Annotated in this window: 22 protein-coding genes; 9 read left to right on the top strand and 13 right to left on the bottom strand. The window is 63.0% G+C overall.

Annotated elements, in window-relative coordinates; all coding sequences use genetic code 11:
- Positions 1-31 precede the first annotated feature (31 nt).
- The 3 genes from NATPE_RS05845 (at position 32) to NATPE_RS05835 (ending at position 3,016) form a co-directional block, all read left to right on the top strand.
- Positions 32-580 (top strand): poly(R)-hydroxyalkanoic acid synthase subunit PhaE, encoded by a 549-nt coding sequence (locus NATPE_RS05845; protein WP_006179686.1) that lies wholly within the window; start codon positions 32-34, stop codon positions 578-580.
- Complete coding sequence (phaC, locus tag NATPE_RS05840; protein ID WP_006179687.1) at positions 577-2,154, top strand: class III poly(R)-hydroxyalkanoic acid synthase subunit PhaC; 1,578 nt, start codon at positions 577-579, stop codon at positions 2,152-2,154. The genes NATPE_RS05845 and phaC overlap by 4 nt, the downstream gene beginning before the upstream one ends.
- A 118-nt stretch (positions 2,155-2,272) precedes the next feature.
- Positions 2,273-3,016 carry a beta-ketoacyl-ACP reductase gene (locus NATPE_RS05835; protein ID WP_006179688.1) on the top strand — a complete coding sequence of 248 codons (744 nt, stop codon included), beginning with the start codon at positions 2,273-2,275 and terminating at the stop codon, positions 3,014-3,016.
- A gap of 31 nt (positions 3,017-3,047) precedes the next feature.
- Here NATPE_RS05835 and NATPE_RS05830 read toward each other — a convergent pair whose 3' ends face one another.
- The 3 genes from NATPE_RS05830 to NATPE_RS05820 all read right to left on the bottom strand — a co-directional run bounded on the left by NATPE_RS05830 (position 3,048) and on the right by NATPE_RS05820 (position 6,455).
- The gene (locus tag NATPE_RS05830; protein WP_015298825.1) at positions 3,048-4,259 is read right to left on the bottom strand and encodes a COG1361 family protein; all 1,212 of its coding nucleotides are present in this window, start codon (positions 4,257-4,259) and stop codon (positions 3,048-3,050) included.
- A gap of 266 nt (positions 4,260-4,525) precedes the next feature.
- Positions 4,526-5,035 (bottom strand): cyclic pyranopterin monophosphate synthase MoaC, encoded by a 510-nt coding sequence (gene moaC, locus NATPE_RS05825; protein WP_015298824.1) that lies wholly within the window; start codon positions 5,033-5,035, stop codon positions 4,526-4,528.
- Positions 5,028-6,455: a bifunctional ADP-dependent NAD(P)H-hydrate dehydratase/NAD(P)H-hydrate epimerase gene (locus NATPE_RS05820; RefSeq protein WP_006179691.1), complete on the bottom strand. Its 1,428-nt coding sequence runs from the start codon at positions 6,453-6,455 to the stop codon at positions 5,028-5,030. The genes moaC and NATPE_RS05820 overlap by 8 nt, the downstream gene beginning before the upstream one ends.
- A 79-nt stretch (positions 6,456-6,534) precedes the next feature.
- On the opposite strand from NATPE_RS05820, the gene NATPE_RS05815 reads away from it, so the two are divergent.
- Both NATPE_RS05815 and NATPE_RS22125 read left to right on the top strand, forming a co-directional pair.
- Positions 6,535-7,032, top strand: coding sequence for a hypothetical protein (locus tag NATPE_RS05815; RefSeq protein ID WP_049804834.1), 498 nt, complete (start codon positions 6,535-6,537; stop codon positions 7,030-7,032).
- A gap of 149 nt (positions 7,033-7,181) precedes the next feature.
- A complete protein-coding gene (locus tag NATPE_RS22125; protein WP_015298822.1) occupies positions 7,182-7,340 on the top strand; it encodes a hypothetical protein in 159 nt (52 codons plus the stop codon).
- A gap of 70 nt (positions 7,341-7,410) precedes the next feature.
- Here NATPE_RS22125 and NATPE_RS05810 read toward each other — a convergent pair whose 3' ends face one another.
- The 3 genes from NATPE_RS05810 to NATPE_RS05800 all read right to left on the bottom strand — a co-directional run bounded on the left by NATPE_RS05810 (position 7,411) and on the right by NATPE_RS05800 (position 9,065).
- Positions 7,411-7,689, bottom strand: coding sequence for an acylphosphatase (locus NATPE_RS05810; RefSeq protein ID WP_015298821.1), 279 nt, complete (start codon positions 7,687-7,689; stop codon positions 7,411-7,413).
- 89 nt (positions 7,690-7,778) lie between these two features.
- Positions 7,779-8,096 carry a DUF3784 domain-containing protein gene (locus NATPE_RS05805; RefSeq protein WP_006179694.1) on the bottom strand — a complete coding sequence of 106 codons (318 nt, stop codon included), beginning with the start codon at positions 8,094-8,096 and terminating at the stop codon, positions 7,779-7,781.
- An 87-nt stretch (positions 8,097-8,183) separates the two neighbouring features.
- Positions 8,184-9,065, bottom strand: coding sequence for a DNA-3-methyladenine glycosylase family protein (locus NATPE_RS05800; RefSeq protein ID WP_006179695.1), 882 nt, complete (start codon positions 9,063-9,065; stop codon positions 8,184-8,186).
- Positions 9,066-9,193: 128 nt separating this feature from the next.
- Between NATPE_RS05800 and NATPE_RS05795 the strand changes: the two genes are divergently transcribed.
- Positions 9,194-9,673 carry a DUF555 domain-containing protein gene (locus NATPE_RS05795; protein WP_006179696.1) on the top strand — a complete coding sequence of 160 codons (480 nt, stop codon included), beginning with the start codon at positions 9,194-9,196 and terminating at the stop codon, positions 9,671-9,673.
- Positions 9,674-9,802: 129 nt separating this feature from the next.
- Here the strand turns inward: NATPE_RS05795 and NATPE_RS05790 are convergent, their stop codons facing one another.
- The 4 genes from NATPE_RS05790 to NATPE_RS05775 all read right to left on the bottom strand — a co-directional run bounded on the left by NATPE_RS05790 (position 9,803) and on the right by NATPE_RS05775 (position 12,061).
- A complete protein-coding gene (locus tag NATPE_RS05790) occupies positions 9,803-10,042 on the bottom strand; it encodes a UPF0058 family protein (protein WP_006179697.1) in 240 nt (79 codons plus the stop codon).
- A 258-nt stretch (positions 10,043-10,300) separates the two neighbouring features.
- Complete coding sequence (locus NATPE_RS05785; protein ID WP_006179698.1) at positions 10,301-10,480, bottom strand: DUF7836 family putative zinc-binding protein; 180 nt, start codon at positions 10,478-10,480, stop codon at positions 10,301-10,303.
- A 101-nt stretch (positions 10,481-10,581) separates the two neighbouring features.
- Positions 10,582-11,559 carry a transcription initiation factor IIB gene (locus tag NATPE_RS05780; RefSeq protein WP_015298819.1) on the bottom strand — a complete coding sequence of 326 codons (978 nt, stop codon included), beginning with the start codon at positions 11,557-11,559 and terminating at the stop codon, positions 10,582-10,584.
- Between the two features lie 214 nt (positions 11,560-11,773).
- Positions 11,774-12,061 (bottom strand): DUF357 domain-containing protein, encoded by a 288-nt coding sequence (locus NATPE_RS05775; protein WP_006179700.1) that lies wholly within the window; start codon positions 12,059-12,061, stop codon positions 11,774-11,776.
- 272 nt (positions 12,062-12,333) lie between these two features.
- Here NATPE_RS05775 and NATPE_RS05770 point away from each other — a divergent pair, with 272 nt between their 5' ends.
- From NATPE_RS05770 to NATPE_RS05760, 3 genes are all read left to right on the top strand, one after another.
- A complete protein-coding gene (locus NATPE_RS05770) occupies positions 12,334-13,659 on the top strand; it encodes an FAD-dependent oxidoreductase (protein WP_006179701.1) in 1,326 nt (441 codons plus the stop codon).
- A gap of 243 nt (positions 13,660-13,902) precedes the next feature.
- Positions 13,903-15,516: a COG1361 S-layer family protein gene (locus NATPE_RS05765; protein WP_006179702.1), complete on the top strand. Its 1,614-nt coding sequence runs from the start codon at positions 13,903-13,905 to the stop codon at positions 15,514-15,516.
- A 3-nt stretch (positions 15,517-15,519) separates the two neighbouring features.
- Complete coding sequence (locus NATPE_RS05760; RefSeq protein ID WP_006179703.1) at positions 15,520-18,006, top strand: efflux RND transporter permease subunit; 2,487 nt, start codon at positions 15,520-15,522, stop codon at positions 18,004-18,006.
- 808 nt (positions 18,007-18,814) lie between these two features.
- Here the strand turns inward: NATPE_RS05760 and NATPE_RS05755 are convergent.
- The 3 genes from NATPE_RS05755 to NATPE_RS05745 form a co-directional block, all read right to left on the bottom strand.
- A complete protein-coding gene (locus tag NATPE_RS05755; RefSeq protein ID WP_006179704.1) occupies positions 18,815-20,446 on the bottom strand; it encodes a DUF7827 domain-containing protein in 1,632 nt (543 codons plus the stop codon).
- Between the two features lie 349 nt (positions 20,447-20,795).
- Positions 20,796-23,666, bottom strand: coding sequence for an HVO_2072 family ArtA-dependent S-layer glycoprotein (gene csg, locus NATPE_RS05750; protein WP_152422556.1), 2,871 nt, complete (start codon positions 23,664-23,666; stop codon positions 20,796-20,798).
- Positions 23,667-24,017: 351 nt separating this feature from the next.
- Positions 24,018-24,791: a hypothetical protein gene (locus tag NATPE_RS05745; protein ID WP_241432718.1), complete on the bottom strand. Its 774-nt coding sequence runs from the start codon at positions 24,789-24,791 to the stop codon at positions 24,018-24,020.
- Between the last annotated feature and the right edge of the window lie 300 nt (positions 24,792-25,091).

The raw sequence follows: 25,091 nt of genomic DNA, 5'->3' as shown, positions 1-25,091 counted from the left end.
GTTTTTCACCCACCATCCCCAATTTCCGTATATGTCAGACCAACACCAGCCCCAGGCAGGAGACTGGAGCGCGTTCGCCGAACAGTGGAACGAGCAGTTCCTCGACGCACTCGAGGACAACATGGAAGCCCAAGCCCAGTTCGTCGAGCGCTGGTCCGAAAGCGTCGGCGAACTGAGCGAGGACGAGGAACTCTCCGACGGCGTCGAGGGGTATGCCCGTGCCTACGAGACGTGGATGAACGCCTCCCAGCAGATGGTCGATCGGATGAACGACCAACTCGAGGGCGAGGACGTCGACATCGAGGAGTTCCGTGACATCTGGCTCAACACGGCCAACGAGGCGTTCAAGGACGTGATGTCGACGACCGCGTTCGCCAAGATGACCGGCGAGACCGTCGGCGACGTCCTCGAACTGCAACAGCAGGCCGACGAGGCGGCTCAGGAGACGCTGCACACGCTCGGCTTCGCGACCGAGGACGACATCGTCGAGGTCGGGGATCGGCTCGTCGAACTCGAGCGCCGCCAGCACGCCGTCGAGCAGAAACTCGACCGCGTTCTCGACCACCTAGAGGAGCAATGAAGAACCCCTTCGCAACCGCCCTGAACATGCAACGGCAGGCCTGGGAGGCGACCGCCGACCTGGCCGAGAAAAGCAGTGTCGCACCCGACCGGACCGAAACCGTCGAGAACGTCGGGGTTGGGCAAACGCCCAGCGAGGTCGTCTACGAGGAGAACAAGCTCAAGCTCCTCCACTACGAGCCGATGACGGAGGAGCAACACGACATCCCCATCCTCATCGTCTACGCGCTGATCAACAAGCCCTACATCCTCGATCTCCAGCCCGATCGGTCCGTGGTCCAGACGTTGCTCGAGGCCGGCTTCGACGTCTACCTGATCGACTGGGGCGAACCCTCCAAGCTGGATCGGACGCTCGGTCTCGACGACTACGTCAACCGGTATATCGACAACTGCGTCGACGTGGTCCGTGAACGATCGGGACGGGAGTCGATCAACATCCTCGGTTACTGCATGGGCGGGACGATGTCGGCCATGTACGCCTCCTTGTATCCCGAGAAAGTCGAGAACTTGGCGCTGATGGCCGCCGGGCTCTGCTTCGACGGCGACGGCGGCGTCCTCGAGCTGTGGGGCAGCGAGGACTACTACGACCCCGAGACGGTCACGGCGACGTTCGACAACGTTCCCGCCGAGTTCTTGGACGTCGGCTTCGCCCTGATGGATCCGGTCCAGAACAACGTGACCAAGTACGTCACGTTTTACGACAACATGGAAGACGAGGACTTCGTCGAGAACTTCGCCCGGATGGAGCGCTGGCTGGCGGAGGGGATCGACGTGGCCGGCGAGGCCTACGAGGAGTTCATCCGCGACATCTATCAGGAGAACAAGCTCTACGCAAACGAACTCCGGTTGGGCGGCGAACACGTCGATCTGGGCAACATCGACATGCCCGTCCTCCAGATCGTCGCGGAGTACGACCACCTCATCCCGCCGGCGGCCTCCAAACCGTTCAACGACGAGATCGCCTCGGACGACACCGAGATCCTCGAGTTCGCGACGGGCCACATCGGCATGTCCGTCTCCTCGCGAAGCCACGCGGAACTCTGGCCGGAGGTCTGTGACTGGTTCGAGGCGCGCTCGAACGGGACGGATGAAGAGTCACCCACCTCGGACCGGTCGACCGACCCCGATGACGCGGACGCGGCGCTGGCCGAGGACGTCGCCGGCAACGAATCGGGTGCCAGCGACCTCGCCGACGGCGGCATCGACATCGAGTCGGGGACGGATATCGACGCCGAGACGAGCGAGTTCCACGGTCAGGATCGCTCGGATGCGGAGATCGCCGATCGCGGCGAGGGATCGGTTCAGGCGGAACCGGCCGAACCGGGCGAGATGACCGTCGACGAGGACGTCGTCGAGGAGGTCGCTGGCGAGGACGTGGCCTCGGAGATCGCGTCCGAACCCGACGATCTCACCGATCTCCGTGGCATCGGCGACGCCTACGCAGCGGCGCTCGCCGAGGCCGGGATCGAGACGTTCGCGGAGTTGGCCAACGCCGATGTCGCCGACCTCGCCGCCGAAACCGGGATCTCGCCGACTCGAGTCGAAGACTGGATCGACCAGGCTCGAGAGCGCTGAGGCCGGTGTCGACGGTGGGGCGATCCGATCGCCCCGGTCGCCCTCCGGTCGTTTGCACCCTCACTGTATTGATAGCTAACAGGTCGTTATTTACCATCGGACGTTGAATGTGTGAGTCATGTCCATGGATGGTCGTACCTGCGTTATTACGGGCTCGGCGAAGGGGATCGGTCGCGGCATCGCCGAGTACCTCGGCGAGGAGGGAGCGAACGTCGTCATCAACTACCGGTCGTCGGAGGGTGAGGCCTACGAGGCAGTCGACGCCATCGAGTCGGCCGGCGGCTCGGCGGTCGCGGCTCAGGCCGACGTCTCCGACCGTGCGGCGGTCGAGAACATGGTCGAGGTCTGCCACGAGGCGTTCGGCCCGGCGGACGTCCTCGTGAACAACGCCGGCATCACGGCCGACAAACAGTTCACCGAGATGTCCCCCGAGGAGTGGAACCGCGTGATGGACGTCAATCTGGGCGGCATGTTCAACTGTACGCAACTGTTCTACGACGACCTCTGGAACGCCGAGGAGGGTCGATTGATCAACATCTCGAGCGTCGTCGGCAAACAGGGCAACTACGGCCAGGCAAACTACGCGGCCGCGAAAAGCGGGATGTTCGGCTTCACGCGGACGATCGCCCTCGAACTCGCGAAAGGTGGGTCGACGGCCAACTGCGTCGCGCCGGGCTTTACCGCCACCGATATGCTCGAGAGCGTCCCGGACAAGGTGTTAGACCGGATCATCGCGGGGATCCCCCTCGAGCGACTGGCGGAGGTCGAAGACATCGCCGCAGTAGTTCGATTCCTCGCGAGCAAGGACTCCTCGTACGTGACCGGCGAAGTGATCGACGTCAACGGCGGGATGGATCTGTAGGCCGGCGGTTCACCCCACCGGATCGCCGCCGCTACTGTCGTCGTCGATAGCCGATACCGGCGATCGCGGCGACGCAGACGAGCGTAGCACCGACGCCACCGAGCAGGAGCTGCCCCCAACTGCCGGGGAGAAACGCCGCCCGATCGCTGCCGACACCGATCTCGGAGTCGGTCGCAGTCGGACCGGCGAGATCGACGGTTCGATCGATGCCTTCCGTGCGATCGTCGGCCCTGTACGTCGCTTCGATTTCGGCGGTTCCCGTCGGCGCGTCGCTGACCGGAATCGTCACCGTCTCCGCCGACGCGGCGTCGACGGTCGCGATCGTCGCACCCGGCAACTGCTCGTCGTTCACTCGGCCGGAGAGGGTCACGTCGTCTATCGGGGCGTTCCCTCGGTTGGTAACCCGGTACTGCAGCACCGTCGATTCGTTTCGCTCGAGGATCGACGCGTGTAGATCGACATCCTCTCGCAACGGTTCGACCTGGATCGACCGGACGGTTTCGACACGGCTGTCGTCGCCGTACTCCAGGGTGGCCGTGAGCTCCGTCTCACCCGCTTCGTCGGGCCGTACCCGGAAATCGAACGTCGTCATGTTCCCGGCTCCGAGCGTCGGTCGGATCCGGGTCTGCTCCTCGACGATCCCCTCGCCGTCGAGTCGCAGGACCAGATCGGTCAGTTCCTCGTCGTCACCGTTAGAGACGGTAACGCCGACCGGAACGTCGGTGCCGGCGACCGCCCGATCGGTGTCGATCTGGAGCCGCGGCTCCGTCGGTGAATCACGGGACGGCTCGGACGCGCTGACGTATACCGGGCGCTCGATGACCCCGATTCGCTGCAGGTTTCCGTCCGCGTCCTCTTTGAGCCCGCGTACTTTGACGACGAGGCGTTTCTCTCCCGCCGTTTCGACCGTCGTCTGCAGGGGGACGTCGATCGTTTCACCGGCCCCGATCGAACCGAGATCGCTCGCTTCGTCGACCTTGCCTCGATCGGGTGCCGTCAACACGACTTGCGTGACTTGGAACCCACCGTCCTGTTCGCTCGAGTGGCGGATCGTCGGTGTGACGGTAACGGTATCGCCGGTCGTCGGTTCGTCGTCCGAGACCTCGACGTCGGAGACGGTGACGTAGACGTCCGACGGGGAACCAGTGACGAGGCCGACCCCGGCGAACAGGGACAGACAGAGCATTCCGATGACGAACACCGCCCGTAACTGCGTCCAATCGCATCGTTTCGTTTTCGACATACAGTTTTAGGCTTGCCTAAACAATTTTATCACTTACGGTTTAGGCCAGCCTAAACAACTCGGAACGCGAGTGCGGGTAGTGCCCGCTCGAGTACTAGTCAAGCACGATACCACGGTATTCTGAACTCGCCAGAGGGCTGCCAGCCGCCGCAAAGCAGCGTGAACTCGAGGTTTCACACCGGCGATCGGTATCCGGGCTGCTCCCTCGATCGGTTTCGATTCACACGGTCACAGTGCGACCGTCTACGACTGAAATCGTGGAGAACTCAGATCCGATCTTTCTCCTTCGAGACGACTCGCACGTTCTCGATCCCGGTCTCGGGATACTGGCCCGCGTCGTTCTTCTCGACGGCCTTGACCATGTCCCAGACGACGTTCAGGCCGGTCGTCACGCCCTCGAGGGCCTCCATCTCGCAGCCGGTCTTGCCAGTGGTCTCGACGGTGACTCGGAGTTCGATTCGGTCCTCGTCGAGGGCGAACTCGGTATCGACGTTCGTGATCGGGATCTGGTGACACATCGGGATCGTCTCCCAGGTGTGTTTGACGGCCTGGATCGCACCGATGCGGGCGGTCGCGAGGACGTCGCCCTTGCCGACCTCGTCGGCCCGGATCGCCTCGATCGTCGAGGACTGGAGCCGGATCTCGCCGGCCGCGACGGCGCGACGCTCGCTGTCGGGCTTGTCGCCGACGTCGACCATCTGGACGTCCCCGTCCTCGGTGGTGTGCGTGAGATCGTCGGCGTCGCCCGCACTGCCGTCCGATGCGTCCTCACTCATCGCCGTCACCCCAGAGGACCGCCGGGAGTTCCCCGACCAGTTCCGACGCGAGGAGGCCGTAATCGTCGCGCTCGGCGAGGCGTTCGCCCGCGAGCCCGTTGACGTGCGCGCCCGCTGCGGCGGCCTCGAGCGGGTCGGCATGCTCGAGCAACGCCGCGACGATCCCGGCGAGCGTGTCCCCGGTGCCGCCGACTTTCATGCCGACGGTACCCGAGCGGCTGATCCGCGTCCGCTCGCCGTCGGTGATCACGTCGTTTGCACCCTTCGCGAGGACGACGTGTCCCAGATCGGCCGCGAAGGCCTCGATCTCGTCGGCCGCGGCCGCCAGATCGTCGGTGTCCGGGCCGCCCATCCGTGCCAGTTCGCCCCGGTTGGGCGTACAGACCAGCGTCGCGTCGGTCTCGATTTCGGGGACGACCGCGAGCGCGTCGGCGTCGACGACCGCCCGGCCCGTGTAGCCCGAGAGGAACTGGCGGGTCGCCTCGAGGGTCTCGTCGGCGGCCCCGAGGCCGGGGCCGATGACGACGACGTTGTCGTAGCGCTCGGCCGTCTCGAGCAGGTCGTCGGCCACGTCGGGCGTCAGCACCTCGCTGTCGTAGGGCTGGACGATCAGATCCTCGCTGTAGCCCTGGATCTCGCCGGCGACGGAATCGGGGGCAGCGACGAAGGACAGTTCCGCGCTGGCCCGCAGGGCGGCCTGTGCGGCCAGCGCCGGCGCGCCGGTGTAGGGACCGCCGCCGATGACGTTGGGTCGACCCTCGCGACCGTCCGGCCGCGCGAGGGCCACGTCACCGGGGCCGACGAATCGTTCTGCGGCTGCCGGGATGCCGATATCCGCGACCGTGACCGCCGCGTCGAGATCGTCGAGCCCCGGCTTCGTCTCGTGGAAGGTGACGACCCGATCGGCGTCGACGCCGTTGTCGGCGTGGTCGCCGCCGTCGGCGTCGAACCCGGAGGGGACATCGACCGAGACGACCGTCGCGTCGGCGGCGTTGATCGCCGCGGCCGCGGTGGCGGCCGGTTCCCGCAACTCGCCGCTGATTCCCGTCCCGAGCATCGCATCGACGATCACGTCCGCCTCGGGGAGGTCGACCGCGCTCGAGTCCGTGACCTCGTGTGTCTCGTAGTCGGCCCGCTGGAGGGCCGCCCAGTTCTCGCGAGCGATCTCCGTGCCGATCCGGTCGGCCCGGCCCAGCAACAGCGTCGTTACGTCGTACTCATCGAGAAACCGGGCCGCGACGAAGGCGTCCCCGCCGTTGTTCCCGCGGCCGGCGACGACGGCGACGCTCGCGCCCGGGTCCGCCGCTTCGCGGACCGCGCGAGCGACGGCGCCCCCGCTCGATTCCATCAACTGCTTTCGCGGGACGCCGAGCGCCGCGGCGTTCTCGTCGACGGCGGCCATCCGCTCGCCTGTAATCATGGCTGCTGGTTCGACCGGCCGACTGGTGAAGATTGCGGACGACCGGCAGCCTCAAACCGACGCGGTCCCCAGCCTCACCGTGAACGTCTTCTGGCTCGACGAGGATCCCCGTCTCGCGGCGCGGTATCACTGCGACCAGCACGTCAACAAGCTGCTGCTCGAGGCCGCCCAGGTCCTGTGTACTGCCGCCCGCGAGAACGGCTACGAGGCCGAGTTCCTCTATGGCTCGACTCACGTCGATCACCCCGTCACGCGGTGGGCCACCGAATCCCGGGCCAACTGGCTCCGGCTGCGCGACCACGCCGAGGCGCTCAACGCGGAGTTCGTCGAGCGCTACGACAAGGACGAGGCCCACGCGAGCTGGTCGGTCATCGAGCGCATCGCAGTCGACGCGATCGCGTTCCCGTCAGACGAGCCGACGCCGCGCCCGCAGGCGATGCCCGAGGAGTACAAACGACCCGGCGATCCGGTCGCGGCCTGTCGCGCCTACTACGCCGGCGAGAAGGCCGACTGGGCCGAGTGGGCGTATACCGAGAAACCGCCGTGGCTCGCGGCCCATTTGTCCGACGCCGAGTGAACCCACGGCGTCTCGAGCGGTCTACTCACCCAGCGGTCCGTGATACATGCCCTCGCGGCCCGCGGGACCCGGACTCGATAACGATTATTCGACTTAATTTCGTCTCGATAACTCTGAACGCATAAGTACTCCCGACCCGTATCGCACACATGAACACGCTCGAAGCAACCGAGCCGATCGACAGCGCCGACGACGAATTTCACGACCCCCCGCTCGCACAACCGGACCCCGATATCCATCTGCCCGGAACGCCGACCGTGTCGTTCATCGAGTACGTCGCGGTCGCTATCCGGACGCTGCGTCGCTGAATCGGCACCGATGTGGCCGACGTGGCCGCGAAAACGGGGTACCGCTCGACCGAGCGTTCCGAGTGACGATTCAGTACCGGATCTCGAACCCGTCCTCGTCTCGAGGCTCCTCGTATTCGACCGTGACGTCGTCGACTTCGGCGGCGGGACTGCCCGTGTGACACCACTCGACCATCGCTTCGACGGCGTCATCGGGGCCCTCGAAGACCGCCTCGACGCGACCGTCCTCGAGGTTTTTCACCCAGCCGTCGACGTCGTTCTCTTGGGCCGTATCACGGGTGTTCGCGCGGTAGTAGACGCCCTGTACCGTTCCGGAGACGAAAACGTGTGCGCGGGTTCGGTCGGTCATGTTCGTGGCCTCGAGCGCGACGGGCAAAAATCCGCGGCCGATCGATCGGCGAGTGACATGACGACGCGTCGGAACGGCCCTGCCTACGTCTATTGTGACTCTTCGTAGCGGCGAGCGCCGACGATCATCCGAGCGGCAAGCCCGACGACGCCGACGACGAAGCCGATCCAGACCACGTCCGAACCGCCGAACGAATCCGTGTACTCCACGCCGGCGACGAGGAAAACGAGCGCCGCCACGTACAGCGTATTGGTTCCGATGAAGTCCGCCAGGCCTTCCTCGTCGGCCACCCGGTCCGGATCGTAGCCCGCGATCAGCCGGACCGCACCGAAGTACTTGATCAGGAACCCGAGTGCCCCGACGAACCCACCAGTTACGAGGAGAACGATGGCCGAGTCGGTAGCCATACCGAACAATTGACAGTGATCTCACAAAACGCTTCCGAGCGTCGGTTGCGCCGATGAAGTTACTCGTCAGGTCGGCGGGCCGGTCCGTCAGTCGCCGGTTCGTAAGTGATGGAAAATGTACGTCTGGGCGTACCCCGCATACTCCCCACCGAGTCGTTCCCGGATCGCTCGAGAAGTATCAGCGTACGACCCTCGATCGCAGTCGGGGTAGTACTCCTCTATCGCCGACCTGATCCACGTATCGAGCGGGACAGCCTCGTCGAAGCCCAGCGAGAACAGCAGGACGCAGTCGGCGACCTTGTCACCGACACCGACGAACTGCGTCAGGTACGCCCGGGCGGCCTCGTACTCGAGGTCCCGTGCCGCGGCCGGATGCGCTTCTCCGTCGGCGACCATCTCGGCGGTCCGGACGACATAAGGGGCGCGATACCCTAATCCGAGATCGCGGAGTTCGGCCTCGGTCGCGGCCGCCAGCTGCTCGGGCGTCGGGAACGCGTGGTAGGTCTCGCCGTCGAAGGCGATCGGACTGCCGTACTCCCGAGCCAGCGCCCTGACCATCCCATGGATCCGACTCACCCGCATCTGTGCCGAGCAGATGAACGCGATCAGACAGCCGAAGGGCGGATCCTGAACCAGACGCAGCCCGCGGTGGGCCTCATAGGCCTCCCGGAGTAGGGGATCGTCCGGTCCGGCCGCGACGATCGCCTCGAGGTCGTCGTCCAGACACAGAAGTCGACGGACGGTCGGCTCGGCGTCGGTCGTCGATGCCCACTCGAGGCGATCGTCGCGAGACCGAACACGGATCACGTCGCCGTCGACGACCGTCGAGTACCACGCGCCGGGCGCGGGGTCCCCGTGATACATCTCGCCGTCCTCGCGTCGCCAGAGGTAGCTCTGTCCGCTCTCGAGGGTCCGATACAGATCGAGTCCACCGGCGAGTTCCGCGAGTTCGATCGTGCCCGTCGCCATTCGTTGGGGCCTTCGCGGGGGCAGGCTTTTGCCTTTCGAACCGACCGGGCCGACCCGGCACAACAACGCGTTTCCGCCGCTTCCCGGTCGGGCGAACCTTCTTACTGTAGGCCACACAATGTCTAGGTATGAATTGCAGGGTTGTCGTCGAAGCTGCCGTGCCGGTATTCGACGTCGAAACACCGGACGAGGCGATCCGTATCGCCATCTCGAAGACGGGCGAGATGTTGAACCCTGACCTGAACTACGTCGAGATCAACATGGGCGAGCGTACCTCTCCGTCCGGAGAGGAACTGCCCCCCGCGTTCATCGCGGCCGACGAGGCACTCGTCGCGCTCGAACTGGAGATGACCGTCTTCAACGTCGAGCGCGAGGAACACGCCTCCCGAATCGCGCGCAAGGAGATCGGCCAACGCCTCGAGAACATCCCGCTCGAGGTCACGCAAATCGAGATCATCGAAGACGAAGACGCCGAGGACGAAACGGACGACGAATCGGCCGGAACCGGGTCGGCCGACGACGAAGCCGTCGAGTCGCCGACCGACATCGACGAGGACGAGAGTGACGACGAGGAAATCCTCCCTGAGTTCGAGGATCTCGTCGAGTAGTCGTTTTCGGGGTCACGGACGGCGAATAGTCCGATAGTCGTCCGTCTCGAGTCGGGTATCGGAGAACGTCGAACCGAGAGAGATGAGACTCCGCAGCGGTTGTGACGATCGGAGGATGCGACGAGTGACTCAGTCGGCAGTAGCGGCGACTGCTTCCTGCTCCCCTTCCTCACGCATGTTCTTCGTGATTCCCCCGGCGAGTGCAAAAACAGCGGCCTTGTGGTCGGTCTTCGATTTATGGATGGATGTCGGTCGGATCCCTTTCGCTTCGTATTTCTCGAGATCGATCTGACAGTTGTCCCACTCGGCGCACTGGTTCGATACCTCCGCGAGAAGGCCGTGAAGGTGAATGAGCTCCTGCTTCTTCATAACCATCCACTCCTACCCACTGCAGGGTTATATTATTATCTTGAGTTGCGTTAACACGCGCCCCGTGGCGATCGAACGGCCTGTCATCGTCCGGTACGGTTCGAACGGATCACCTACAACGGCGTAATCACAGGCCGGGATCGAGGTAGAGGTTTATTTCTCGTCGTAATAATTCGTTTCTCCCCAAGTTCCGAGATGCTGGCTCCGGAGAGTTAAACGGTGACTACTCGGAGAACGACGGCGGGAGAAACCGTACTGCTAGCCGAGCTGTTTCAGCGTCTGGAGGTCACGATCCGTCCGCATGAACTCGGCGGTCCGGTGGGAGGCATGGCAGTTCGGGCAGTGGAACATCTCCGCAGCTGCGGGGAGTTCGTCCGGGGAGACCTGCCAGTCTTTGGTACATTCGGGACACAGTAACTGGACGGTCGTCGTATCCATGTGACTCCCTTTCACTGGGGGATAGAAAAACGTTGCCGCAGTTTCGGACGGTCGAGAATACCACCCGCTCCGAGCCGACCTGACAGATGACGGTCGGAAGCTTACGCAGGTGCGGCCGTATCGGAGGCCTCGAGCAGTTCTTTGTAGCGGTTGCGGATGGTGACCTCGGAGATACTGGCGACGTCGCTGACCTCGTTCTGGGTGACCTTCTCGTTGGTCAAGAGGGCGGCGGCATAGACCGAGGCGGCCGCGAGGCCGACCGGGGACTTGCCACTGTGGACGCCCTCCTGTCGCGCGGACTCGAGCAGTTCACGCGCCATGCGCTCGGTTTCGTCCGAGAGGTCGAGGTCGCTGACGAAACGGGGCACGTAGTGTTCGGGGTCGGCCGGCTTGACCTCGAGGCCGAGTTCCCGAATGATGTAGCGGTACGTGCGGGTCAGTTCCATCTTCTCGACGCGGCTGACCGCCGAAATCTCGTCGAGACTGCGGGGGGTGCCGGCCTGTCGGGCGGCGGCGTACAGCGACGCGGTCGCGACGCCCTCGATCGAGCGGCCCGGCAGCAGGTCCTCCTCGAGGGCGCGCCGGTAGATGACGCTTGCCGTCTCGCGGACGTTCTCGGGGAGACCAAGGGCAGAGGCCATCCGGTCGATCTCGCCCAGCGCCTGCTTGAGGTTGCGCTCCTTGGAGTCACGGGTTCGGAACCGCTCGTTCCAGGTGCGCAGGCGCTGCATCTTCTGGCGCTGGCGGCTCGAGAGCGAGCGGCCGTAGGCGTCCTTGTCCTGCCAGCCGATGTTGGTCGAGAGCCCCTGGTCGTGCATCATGTTGGTCGTCGGCGCGCCGACGCGGGACTTCTCGTCTTTCTCGGCAGCGTCGAACGCACGCCATTCGGGGCCGCGGTCGATCTCGTCTTCCTCGACCACGAGGCCACAGTCCGTACAGACCGTCTCGGCGTGTTCGTCGTCGGAAACCAGTCGGCCACCACACTCGGGGCAGTGTTCCTGCTCGTCGGATACCGTGGTCTCGTCCTCGGTCTCCGCCTCTCGCTCGTTCGTATAGGTTCGGATGCTCGTATCTGTCATGGTGTATCGGGTGGGTTACTCGGGGCTCCCGGGTGGGGTAACCAGAAGAAACCCGGTCGCCTCGGCTAACATAGGGTAAGGTCGAAACGCATATAAACCTTTCGCCTACTTTATAAACTGACCGTATTTTCTATTATATAGGTTCCGGTTACATAGTGATTAATCGTGTGGGATTCTCCACCTGGGACCGAGTGTCGTCGGACGGCCCGAGTCGCTACTCGACGGTGAAGAGATGCCCCTCCCTCGGGACGTCGAACAGTCCGACCCGGGCACCCGCGTCCAGCCACGCGTGTCCGTACGAAAACGACGCCAGTGCGTTGACGAGGTCGTCCTGCTCCCGAAAATGGTTGCCGTCGTCCAGATACGACGCCGCCATCTCGTAGCAGTCGGCGGCCGCCTCGGCCATCGGTGTCCCCTCAGGCGGTGCGATCGTCGCCTCCTCGAGCGCCTCCGCGAGCAACTCTCCGTACCGGTTCGTCTTCTCCTCGAGATCGGCGGCCATATCCGATCGTCATCGCTTGCGTCCGTAAGTGCATCGGCTGGTCGATGGGCCGTCAGCAGAGTGCGGTCGAACCGTCCGGTGCGGTCTCAGCGTGTGCGTCGAGCGATCGCCGCTGCAGCGAGACGTGCGACGCTGCTCGCAGTTCGAACCGACCGCAACGGGCTGGTAGAGCGGCGTTCGTGACGGCCCCGACGACGGCGCCCGCGTCACAGTAAGGGGGAGTGATTGCTGAGAACGCAAGCGGTTTAGGCGCTCTACCCCAACCGTGACACATGAGCGACCAGCCACGCGTCGAGATTTATACGAAGACTGATTGTCCGTATTGCGAGAAGGCCAAAGATCTCTTCGACAGCAAAGGCATCGAGTACGAGACGTACAACGTCACCGACGACGACGAACTCTTCGAGGAGATGGTCGAGCGCGCGGACGGCCGCCAGACCGCTCCCGAGGTGTTCATCGACGACGAACTCATCGGTGGCTGGGACGACACCTCCGCGCTGAACGAGACCGGCGAACTCGACGAAAAGCTGGGCATCGCCGAGGACACCGACGATGAGATCGTCGAACACCGCAAACTCGTCATCGCCGGCACCGGCATCGCCGGCCTCACCGCCGCCATCTACGCCGGCCGCTCGAACAACGAGCCACTGGTCATCGAAGGCGACGAACCCGGCGGTCAGCTCACCCTGACTACCGACGTCGCCAACTACCCCGGCTTCCCCGACGGCATCGGCGGCCCGGAACTGGTCAACAACATGAAAGAGCAGGCAAAACAGTTCGGTGCTGACCTGAAAAACGGTATCATCGAGTCCGTCGATGACTCGAGACGTCCCTTCCGCGTCGAGATGAAAGACGGCGACGTCTACACCGCCGACGCCGTCATCGCCGCCTCGGGTGCCAGCGCCCGCACGCTCGGGATCCCCGGCGAGGACGAACTCATGGGCTACGGTCTCTCGACGTGTGCGACCTGTGACGGCGCGTTCTTCCGCGGCGAGGACATGCTCGTCGTCGGCGGCGGCGACGCCGCCATGGAGGAAGCAACCTTCCTCACGAAGTTCGCCGACACCGTCTACATCGCCCACCGCCGCGAGGAGTTCCGCGCGGAGGACTACTGGGTCGATCGCGTTCAGGAGAAAGTCGAGGAGGGCGAGATCGAGATCATGAAAAACACCGAACTGATCGAGATCCACGGCTCTCAGGAAGACGGCGTCGACCACGTCACCCTCGTCGAAAACGAGCAGGGCCACCCCACCGACCGCCTCGACGACCCCGAGACCGAGGAGTTCGACTTCGACGTCGGCGCGGTCTTCTTCGCGATCGGCCACACCCCCAACACCGACTACCTCGAGAACACCGGTGTCGAAACCGATGCCGACGGCTACCTGAAAACGAAGGGCGGCGACGGCGGCGACCAGACCGAAACCGATGTCCCCGGAATCTTCGGGGCTGGCGACGTCGTCGACTACCACTACCAGCAGGCCGTCACCGCGGCCGGCATGGGCTCGAAGGCCGCCCTGGACGCTGACGAGTATCTGGAGGACCTCGAGCGCGCCGAGTCCGCCGCCGGGGAAGTCGAACCTACGGCCGCGGACGACTAACGTCGTCGACTGTATTCTCTCCGCCGGTCGATCCGCCCGTCACACAGTCTCGAGGGTCGCAAAACGGAACTGCGACCGATCGGTCCGCTCCAGTAAGCCAGCTCTACGTGGAACTCAGCTCCGGTAATGAAACAATACATCTATATGAACGGGTTGGTAAGGAAACAACTGAATGTTCATTCACTCTGACTTCGTTGAGTATGTGCAGAACCGCTCGCCGCTCGAATATGGGTGGCACGGACGATGAAGCCGCTTAATCAACTCGCGTCGCTGCTCGTGGTCGTATTGGTCGTGACTGCGGGAGTCGGACCCGCAGTCGCACAGTCGTCGTCGGGTCAGGTCGTCGGGCAGCCGGATATCTCGATCGAGACGTCGGCCGGGAAGCTGACGCCGGGAACGACAGTCGAGTTGCCGCTGTCGATTACGAACCGCGGACAGATCGACCGCGCCGGCCCGCAGCAGTACGAGGACCGCGTCACCACTGCGCGCGGTCTGTCGATGTCATTTCAGGACGAGGAGTCCCCGTTGGAGGTAAATAGCGGTTCAGTCGCCGTCGGTAACGTGCCGACGGGAACGAGGGACGTCTCGCCGGTCGAGATCACCGTTCCGGAGGGGCTCGATCCCGGCGTCTACGAGCTTCCGGTCGAATACGAGTACTCGTACACTCGAGTTGCGGAGTATGGTGCGAGTACCGAATACAACGACCTCACGCGAACGCGGACGGCGACGGTCGAGATCGAAGTGGACGACAAACCACGGTTCGACGTCGTCGGCGTCGACTCGAGCGCACAGATCGGCGATCGAAACGACGTCGCGGTAACGCTTCGGAACACGGGAACCGAGACGGCACGTGACGCGAGCGTGACGGCACAGTCGAAGACGAAAGAACTGACGTTCGGCGCCGGTCCGGCGAGTTCGACGGGATACGTCGGCGACTGGGAACCGGGTGAAACGAAAACCGCAAACTACAGCGTCGGACTGTCGGACGATGCGCCACATCGCGGCTACTCCGTCGATCTCTCCGTCGATTATACCGATTCCAACGGCATCGATCAAACCTCTCGCCAGTTAGAGGCGGGTATCCCCACCACCGCCGAACAGTCGTTCGGCCTCGAAAACGTTTCCTCGACACTTCGCGTGGGCGAAGACGGGAGTATCTCAGGGACCGTCACGAACACGGGCCCGAAACCGGTCGGGAGCGCCGTCGTTCAGTTCACCGACGACGACTCGCCGAACGTGATCCCTATCGAACGGTCCGTCGCCGTCGGATCACTCAAACCCGGAGAATCGAAGTCGTTCCGACTGCCGATCGAAGTGAGCAGCGAGGCCGAAGCCGGAGCGAAATTGCTGGACTTCGCCGTCCGCTATCGGAACTCCGAGGCGGAGATCCGTCAGTACACCAAACTCGACGTGACTGCCGATATCGCTCCCGAACGTGATCAGTTCGATGTCGATATACAGGAGTCGACGATCACGGCCGGCGGCGAGCAAGCGATCACCGTCTCGGTCACGAACGAACTAAATCAGACCGTGACCGATGTCGAGGCGCGTATCTTCGCCGACGACCCGCTCGACACCGGTGACGACGACACGGGTTACGTCGAGTCGCTCGAGCCCGGCGAGTCGGTCACCATGACGTTCGAACTGAGCGCGTCGGAGTCGGCGACAGAAAAGACGTACCCGGTCTCCTTTGACTTCCGATACGACGACGAACGGAACAAGAGCCAGCTTTCGAACACGATTCGCGTGCCGATGTCCGTTACGACCGACGACGGCGGCTTCCCGCTATCGCTGGTCCTCATCACGGGCTCGCTTCTCATCGGCGCGGTCGGCGTGTTCTGGTATCGGAGGGACTAATCGATGACAGCGGGCGAGCGAATCGAGACTGCGACCGAAACCCTCAATGACGTGATCATCGCCCGATCACGAACAGTCGTGATCGGGTTTCTGGTCCTCACCGTCGTCTTCGCCGGTGGATTCGGACTGGTCACCACCGATACGGATTCGACGGACTCGTTTACCGAAGACCTCCCGGAACAGGACGCGCTTGACTCCGTCAACGAGGAGTTCGAAGGCCCGTTCCAGACCTCGGACGAGACGACACAGCTCGTCCATACCGGAGATAACGTTCTGACCAAGGAAGGCCTCATCCGGAGTCTGCTGGTCCTCGAACGCGTCGAACAGCGCGAGGACCTCCGCATGGAGTCGGCGAACGGACCCGCACCGCTTATCGCTCAGGCGATCGATCCGACGGCGACCACACCGGCCGAACAGCGGCAGGTAATCGAATCCGCGACGACTACCGAGATTCGACAGGCGATCCGGGAGCAGAGCGACGATCCCACGTTTAAGCGCACCCTGTCCACGGATTTCAACCCGACGGCGGCGTCGGCGTCGGCCTCGATCACGGTGATTTCCCACGACATCCCGAACGAGTTCACCGACGACGACTTGACCGACATTCAGCTGTCGATCAAGTCGATCGCGAGCGACCAGACGGGCGACATTCGTGCGTTCGGGAGCGGTATCACCGACGCGGAGACCGCGAACGTCATCGGTGACTCGATGACGCTCGTCATGCCCGTGGTCGTCCTCCTGTTGCTTGCCTTCCTTGCGATCTCGTACCGGGACCCGATCGACCTCGCGCTGGGGCTTCTGGCGCTGTTGATGACGGTCATCTGGACGTTCGGTTTCCTCGGATACTCCGGGATTCCGTTCAACCAGCAGATGGTCTCCGTTCCTGTCTTGTTGTTGGCCGTCGGGGTCGACTTCGGGATTCATATCGTCAACCGGTATCGTGAGGAAACCGTCCAGGGGTACGAACCGCTCGAGGCGATGCGGACCGCGAACAATCAGCTTATGGTCGCGTTCGTCATTGTCACGGTGACGACCGTCTTCGGGTTCGGGGCGAACGTGATCTCGGACCTCGGCCCCATCCGGAACATGGGAATCGCCTCGAGTGTCGGGATCATCTTCACGTTCTTCATCTTCGGAATCTTCCTTCCGGCAGCCAAGCTGGAGGTCGACCAACTTCGCGAGCGGTTCGGCATCCCCGAGTTCGGCTCGGACCCGATCGCATCCGAGGACTCGTCCCTCGGACGCCTCCTTGCGATGCCCGCCAAGGCGAGTCGCCACGCACCGCTCGTGTTCGTCATCGTACTCATCGTCATAGGAGGCGCGGCGGCCGGGTACGGGGCGGGAGTTGATACCTCATTCGACACTGAGGACTTCCTGCCTCCCGAAGAGCAACCCGCGTACGTCTCATACGTCCCGGCCCCGCTCGCCCCCAACGAGTACACGGTAACGGAAACGATCAACCTCCTCGAAGACAAGTTCGCGACGGACCAAGACGAATCCGTCAAGATATACGTCGAAGGATCGTTCGAGGACGACCACGCGCTCGAGGCTCTGGCCGACCCGAACGACGATCCACCGAGCAACCTCGCAGTCGGCTCCGGCGGCGAAGCGGAGGCACGGAGCATCATCACGGTCATCCAAGCCCACGCCGCCGAAGATCCCGAGTTCGCCGCGCTCGTCGATCGGAACGATCGGAACGACAACGACATCCCCGATCGGAACCTCGATCTGATCTACGACGAACTGTTCGCGTCGTCGGCCGGCTCGCAGGCGGAACAGTATCTGACCGAAGACCGACGCAAGGCCCAGGTCGAGTACGCCATCGACGGCGATGCGTCCCAGCAGGCGGTGGCCGCGGACGCCGCCGAGTTCGCCACCGACTTCCGCTACGAAGCGACGGCAACGGGGAATATCGTCGTCTTCGCAGCGGTGACCGACCTGATCTTCTCGTCGTCGGTCCAAGGCCTGATCCTCGCAATCGGCTTGACTGCCGTGTTCCTCGTCATCACGTACGCCGCACTCGAGCGAAAGCCGTTACTCGGGATCGTCAACGTGTTCCCGATCCTGATCGCGATCGCGCTCTTGATTGCCACGATGCGGCTCCTCGGCATGTCGCTGAACGCGCTGACAGGGACGATCCTGTCGATTTCCGTCGGGCTCGGGATCGCATACTCCGTCCACACGACACACCGGTTCGTCGACGAACTCAGTGAAACGAACGATGCGTTCACTGCGATTACGAGGACGCTTTCGGGAACCGGCGGTGCGCTCATGGGAAGTATGCTCACGACTTCGCTCGGAACCGGTGCGCTCGCACTGGCGATTACGCCCGTACTCGGGGACTTCGGCCTGTTGATGGCGCTGAGCGTCGCCTACTCGTTCGTTACGTCGATCGTCGCCCTCCCGCCGGCGATGTTGCTGTGGGCCAGATACAACGACTCCACGAGTCTCTGGAAGCGACTGGTCGCCACGAGCGACGTCTACGAGTGACCGATTACGGCTCGATCCACCCCTAATCGGTCGCTGACGACTCTGTCGCTTAGACTAGCCGAGAAGGCTCGATTCAGTCGGGACGGTCGCTATTTCAATATTGAAGTTGCTATTGCTCGTCAACCTATGTAATCGATCACGTATCCCAGAATGTGCGCTTCTCGCCGGGCCGTCGCGTAACCTCCACTTCGGGAAGACCGCCGCCATCACCACCGCCCATCGACCGCCTTGCTCGATGATCACGGCCCGGGCCTGCTCCGCGTTGCCGCCCCAATGTCCGTTTCCAGTCCGTTACGACGACGCGCTGGCTCTGACCCTCCTGAGCGGCCGTCCGCCGCCAGTGCCGCCCGACTTTTCGTTGGCCGTCGCGGTCGTATCCGAGTCGCCCGGAGACCGCAACGTTGCCGTTCTGCTTGCTCCATTCGGACACGACTGAATCCTAACCGCGCCACTCGACCGATCGTGTCCGGTTACGCTTTCGTCGCTTTAGCTGCGTGTTCGCCTTCGTCCGTCCCACAGTCGACGTTCTGGGTGGTCGCCGTGACAGTTCCAATGAGTGCGGCGAAACGGTCGCCGCTCCGAGGGTGTCGAGCTGATCGCAGCGGTCGACAGGGGCGTCAGTGACGCTCGTATCTCGCGTTCGATCGCGGAATTGGGCGAAGTGTCAATGGATCTGTAATCCCGGTCACTCGCGCGCTGTAGGACGAACCTGCCCACGGACGGCCATTTATACACCCCAGCAGATAGAACGGTCACCAATTCGCTCGAGAGAGTCGAACGGATTTCGCCGTCACCTCTCCCAACCAGTTTAGGACGTTTCGCTCGTCGACGGTTCGTACTCGATCGGGCCCGCGAGTACCGAGTCGTTCTGCCTGACCGAAATCAGCAGCGGGGACTCGGTGTCCAGTAGGTCGAACTCGCACGACGCCGTCCCGTCCCGGTCGACCGTCGAACTACGCTCGATCAGGTAGCCGCCCTGCAGTGAGTCCGTCCGTACCCGGATCGTTACCGGACTCCCCGGTGCGAGATTCGTCGACGTAGCGACGGCCAGCGTCGACTCGTTCGTCAGTCCCGTATTCGAGATCGTCACCGATCGAGGGACGACGGTGAACTCCTCTCTCAGGACCGTTCGCTCGTGATCGAGCGGCGATTCCTCGTCGATACGGAGCTGGACCGCGTACGTACCTGTCTCGAGGCTCGCCGTATCGACGGCGGCGGTGAGCGTGTTCGTCGTCGGCTCGTACGCGACTGTCGTGGCGGCAAGCGGCGGGACGGACGCGGATGGATCATCAGCCGATCGGAGCCGGAGATCGACACCGTGGCCGAGGGTGCCCTGGCTGGGCAGTCCGTATCCGACGGTCCCGGTTTCGACGTACTGCCCCGAATCGAAGCTGACGCGAACGTCAGCGGTGCCGCTCTCGCTCGGATTCGTCGCCCGATACGCCGCGATGAGCGTCTCCGAGTCCGAGATCGTAACCGAGCCGTCGAACCGAACCTCGAGCTCGCCGTCGGACGTCGTCCGGACGCCGGTCACGGCGTGTTTCAGGGTACGATCAACGCGGCCGTCGCCGTTCGAGTCGACGCCGAGCGCTGCGATGTTCCGCCAGCCGAGCCCCTGAACGTTCGGTGCGGCTCCCCCGCTGTCGTCGTAGTCGATCGCCATCGTCCGCACGGTCTCAAGGTCGCGATCGGGGGACAGCCGGAGGTAATGGGTCGTTTCAGCTCCCGGACGACTGTCGTTCGCGAACACGAGCCGGTCGTTCGGTGTCGCTCCCTCGAGGAGGCCCTCAACCCCGCTGACCTCGAACTCGACCCGGTCGCGATCGCCCTGTGCAACCCTGGTCGGTACCTCGCGCTCGTTTGTCAGTGATTCGGCGGTTACGGTACGATCGAACTCCGCGGTCGAATTGGGGGCGACGACCATACTTCGACTCTCCCCGCTGGTCGCGTCGTCGAGCCGTAACACGGCCGCGACGCGGGACGTCTCGGTCGCCGCGATCAGGTTGTAGCGGCCCGACTCGAGCACGGGAAGCGATTGGGTCGTCGACTGCTCGCGGACGGTGGCGCTGTCAGCCCCCGCGGCAGCGAAGGCCGGACGACCGTCGCGCTCGAGGCCGCGGAACGTGTTAAATCGCACGTGGACCGTCCCGTCGTTGTTCTCGTCGCGGACCCGAAGATCGGCCCTGTAGTTCCGTTGTGCCGAGCGAATCAACAGGTCGGTCTCGTCGGTGTTCGTGAACTCGAGTCGGATCGTCGCCACGTCGCCGCGCTGGTCGACGGTTTCCGCCGCGGCGAAGCCGACCGTTCCGTCGGCAGGTTCTGGTTCGGTTTCGGTTCCGTTCGTCACGTCGGTCGTCGCGACCCCGACGCCGACCGTGACCGTCGAGAGGAGGAGACAGAGAGCGAAAAGCGTTGGTAAGAGCGCGGTGCGTAGCTGCATGGTAGTTACCGGAACCTTTGCCTACGCTGGTAAGTACTTTCTGGTGGGTTTTCAGAAGAACCAGACCGTCAGTGAAGTACGCATCTCGGCTCGGAACTGCAGGACTGTCGAGCCGGTCGTACGATGACGAGGGTGCGTCCGATCGACGGATCCAGAAGCGTCTCGAGGATCAGGAGATCCTAGTAGAACGGGACGCGGTCGTGTAGAACGAGCGTCAGCGATCAGGCTCGAGCTCTCGCAGCGACGGCGAACGGATCGCTTCTGCTGGCGTCGTCACTGGCCGAGTAGCGACGCCGAAAGAAAGGAATGTGCGACAAGGGCCAGGCGAGAAGCCTGGTAGTTCGACTGCTTAGTTGTCGTTACGGCGGAGTGCGATCAGCGCAGCACCGAGCAGCGCGATCATGGCGACAGCGACGCCGAAGCCGGGCGTCCCGTCGTCGTCACCGTCGTCACCGTCGGTGCCGTCGTCGCCATCGTCACCGTCGGTGCCGTCGTCGCCGTCGTCACCGTCGGTGCCGTCGTCGCCATCGTCACCGTCGGTGCCGTCGTCGCCGTCGTCACCGTCGGTGTCGTCTTCGCCGTCGTCACCGTCGGTGCCGTCGTCGCCGTCGTCACCGTCGTCATCCTGTCGTTCTTCGACGATCTCGATGTCGGTACGGTCGGTGGTTTCACTGTCGTCCGATTCGAGCGTGTAGGTGCCGACGTCGAGGTTGTCGGTGCTGACGGAGAGCGACCACTGACCGTCAGTGTTCCACTCATCCGTGCTGGCGATTTCCTTCGAGGTACCGTCCTCGTCGAGAATCTCCACCGAGATCGTGTTGTCGGACGGCTGGAGGTTGGTCTGGCCTTCGGCGACGATCGTGTCGTCAATGCCGACGGGGTTGACGCCGTCAGCTGCAGCCCCTTCGGGGTAGACGGACTCGACCGTGGTCGAAGCGTCCGTGTAGCGGAACGTGTCCGTGACCATGCGGTCGTCGCTGGCGGACTCGTCGACCGTCTCACTGGAGATACGGTCACGGATCTGGTCGCCAGTAAGGCTCTCGTCTTCAAGCTCGTCGACCCACGTTACGATGTCGGTGTACGTGCCGGGAAGGTCGTCGTCACCGTACTGATCGTCACGACCGTCCGAGATGACGTGTGCGGAGACCGTTCCCTGCGAGAGACCCGCCAGAGAGAAGTCCTCTTCGTCGAACGTGTGGTCGTCGCTATCGACCGAGACCGTGTCGACGACCGTGTTACCGCGCTGGTCGACGAACGCGACGACGACTTCTCTCTGGCCGCGAGCAGTGCCTTCGAAGGTGATGTCCTCGTCGACGTCCTCGGCGATCTCGCCGTTGATCGTCTCGAACTCGGCGGTCAGGTCACCTTCGGCCACGCGCAGCGACATGCTGGCGCTGGATCCCTGGTTGAAGTCCGAGGTCCCGATGGTGTTGTCGTCGTTCATCACTTCGTCGGCATCGGACTGGTCGATGACACCGAAGCGGTACGTGCCGGGCAGACTCAGAATGTCCGCACCGTCACCGTGGTCACTGCTGGAGAGGACGAAGTCCTCCTCTTCGAAGGTGTCGTCGGAGTCGACGTCGATGTTCTGGGTGATCAGTTCCCAGTCGCTGTTGTCGCGAGCGAAGAGTGCGACCTCGTCGGCACCGGTCGCGCTCCCGGTCACGTCGATTTCGGAGCCGACGACGTAGGTGTCACTGGGGTTCTCGATCGAGATGTCGCCCTCGGAGACGTCGAGGGAAACGTCGTCCTCGGAGTCAGCGTCGTCGATCTGATCGATGGCGACATCGTTGTTGTAGACGTCGACATCGATCGAGGAGTCGTCGACGTACTGGGTCTCGATCTGACCGACGGCGGTCGTGCCGTCCATCTCGACCTGAGCCCACGCGAAGTCGGCATCCTCGATGTCGGCCGGATTCTTGACGTCGTTATCCGCGTCGTACGCACCGACCTCTTCCGTGTCTGCGACGTTGCGGAAGATGCGTTCGGCGTTGTCCGGGGAGACACCGTCACGGAAGTCGGAGCTCTCGATGACCACGTAGTGCAGGTCATCGTCGCTCCCGCTGGTGACCGTGTACTTGACGTTATCGCCGCGCACGGCGTCGCTCGTCGCGAGTTCGAGGCCGAGGTCGTCGTCGGTCGTCATCTCGACCGTCGTGGTGTCAGCCGCGGAACCGAAGTCGAGGTTCTCGCCACCTTCGACGGTGAAGGTGTAGGTGCCAGCGTCCTCGTCGGAGAGGTCGAGTCGGACGGGTTCACCGTCTTTGAGCGTGTCATCCTCACCAGACGCGAGGACCTGGTTCGTGATGTCGGTGTCGCTCTCGTCCGTGATGGTGAGTTCGGCGTATTCGGCGTCGTCGAAGTTGTAGTCCGCGACGACGTTCATCTGATCGGCGTCCTCGGTCGTGATGCTGGAGCCGTCAACGTCAGTGATCTCGTTACCGCTGTCGTCCAGACGGTTGATCGTGATATCGTCAACGCGCGGGTCGGTGACCGTCACGGTGTTTTCGTTACCATCACCGTAGACACCGGTCTCCTGATCTTGCGGAATCGGGAACGAGAGTTGCTCACCCTCGGCACCGCCGTTCTCGACACCGTTCAGGACGTCCGACGTGAACTCGTCGGAGAATTCGGTATCTTCCTCGCCCTGGTAGACGGTGTCACCGGGGGAGACGGACAGATCGTTTTCGTAGCGAGGTCCGTCGCCGGTGTTGTCTTCGTTGCCACCGTCACTGCCGTCACCACCGTCACTGCCGTCGACGACGGTGATGGTGTCTTCGCCGGTTACATCGGTTTCTTCGGGGCTGGAAAGCGAGCTACTGATCGTGTAGGTATCGTCGACGTTCGCGTCGTCAGGGATCGTGACCTCGTAGACGAGCGTCACTTCGGAGACGTCGCCCCACGAAGCAAGTGCCTTATCGTTGTCGAACGTCGGGAAGTCAGCGTTATCAGTGCTCGTATATTCCACGTTCTGGAAGGCCGGACTGAATTCAGCACTCCAGTCGACCGTTCCGGACTCGCTCAGCTGGATCGTTTCAGTGACCTCAACTACATCGCCTGCTTGGGCTTCGGTACTCGAGAGGGTGCGTTCTGCAGTGTCCGCGCTCTGAGCCGCTGCGGGAGCGGCAAACGAGGCGGTCAGCGCAACTACAGAAAGCACCATAAGCGCTGCGAGGAACAGTGAACGTCCCTTTTCACGCATGGTTGTGTTTTCTGTCATGGTTTATTTCTATTAGTTTGCTGGAAGCGACCACTCCACCGATCGGCTCCCAGATGGGAGCCGACCGAACGGAATGTGTTGGGCTTCCTTTGGGTAGGGGCAGATTAACCTATATCCGTACCCTGTAAATGCTTTGTGGATCGGCCTCCCCCGGATCATGCTACTATTACTCAGGGGCAGCAACTGATTAGAGCCGTACTCGGTTCCACGTACTCGGTTCCGTTAGCACCACGTATTGCGAGTGGATACCAAAAGCAACGATCGAAAATAAGCGGCGATGGTTCTCGCTTCAGCACAGTCAGGACCGCCAGTATAGCGACGTAATAGAGTACTACTGCGGTTGAAACGGTTTTAGCGGACGGGTACGTCGTTTCGCCAGCTTCCGATCACGTCAAACACTACCGAATCAGTGATCTCTCCCGCTCGCCAGTCGCCGATCGCTTCGAAAGTCCCTGTTTGACCGACCATTCCGCTCTCATCGGCATAGGCCGCAGCACCGACCCAAACTGTCGTGGTTGATTCGATCTGTCCTTCGGTCGTCTCGAGTGGCTGGTCGATACTCCCTTGCTGTGCTGCATGGAGACGAACAGTAACCGACTGACTTTCCTCCAGTGGTTCGTCCAGTTCTATGGCGTAGTTCTCGATTGATTCGTTGGCCTGAATCGACGCACTAGAGCCGATTTCGGTGCCGTTTGCCATGACTACTGCGGCATATTCGACGTTTGCCGTCGCTGTATCGACAACGACCGTATCGCCCGTCGGAACGGATTGGTCGCTGAGTTCCAGGCTGCCAGTGGTCGCCGACGCTTCGACGACTTCGATCGTCGAATCGCCTTGAATACTCCTCTCGAACGTCTCTGCCCCGTCGCTGATCGTCCCTTCGATCTCGAACGTGTCTCCCGGGGTAGCGTTCTCCGGAACGGTCACTTCGTAGCTGAAAGTAACAGCGTCGACGTTGCCCCACGATGCCAAGCCTTTATCGGACTCAAGGACCGGGAAATCCGCACCACTGCTATCGACGAATTCGGCGCTCTCGAACGCAGGTTGGAACGACGTTTCCCAGTAGAGGTCTGCCGATTCTTGCAGATTGGCGGAGACGGTTACCGTCGTCGATTCGCCCGGCATCAGTTCGGTTTGCTCTATCGATCGATCCGCATCGTTGTTGTCAGGGTCGGTGTTATTGTCGTCATCGCTGTCCCCGTCCGTTCCGGTATCGTCGGCGGCAGTGATTGCGTTGTCACCGGTGATGTCGACGGTCGTCTCACCGACCGTCGCGGTACCGCTCAACTGATACACGGTTCCGGGTTCGGCGTCGGCCGGGACAGTAACGTCATACGCTCTTCTGTAGGAGATTGTTGACGCCGCTTAGCTGTCGCTGTCGAATCGAAGAGAGCAAGGACACCGCGTCAGCGGTGTCCGTTAGGC

Source organism: Natrinema pellirubrum DSM 15624 (assembly GCF_000230735.2).
GTDB classification, from domain to species: Archaea; Halobacteriota; Halobacteria; order Halobacteriales; family Natrialbaceae; genus Natrinema; species Natrinema pellirubrum.
Note: the sequence above shows the minus strand (reverse complement) of the source record. Positions and strands in the feature narration are given on the sequence as shown.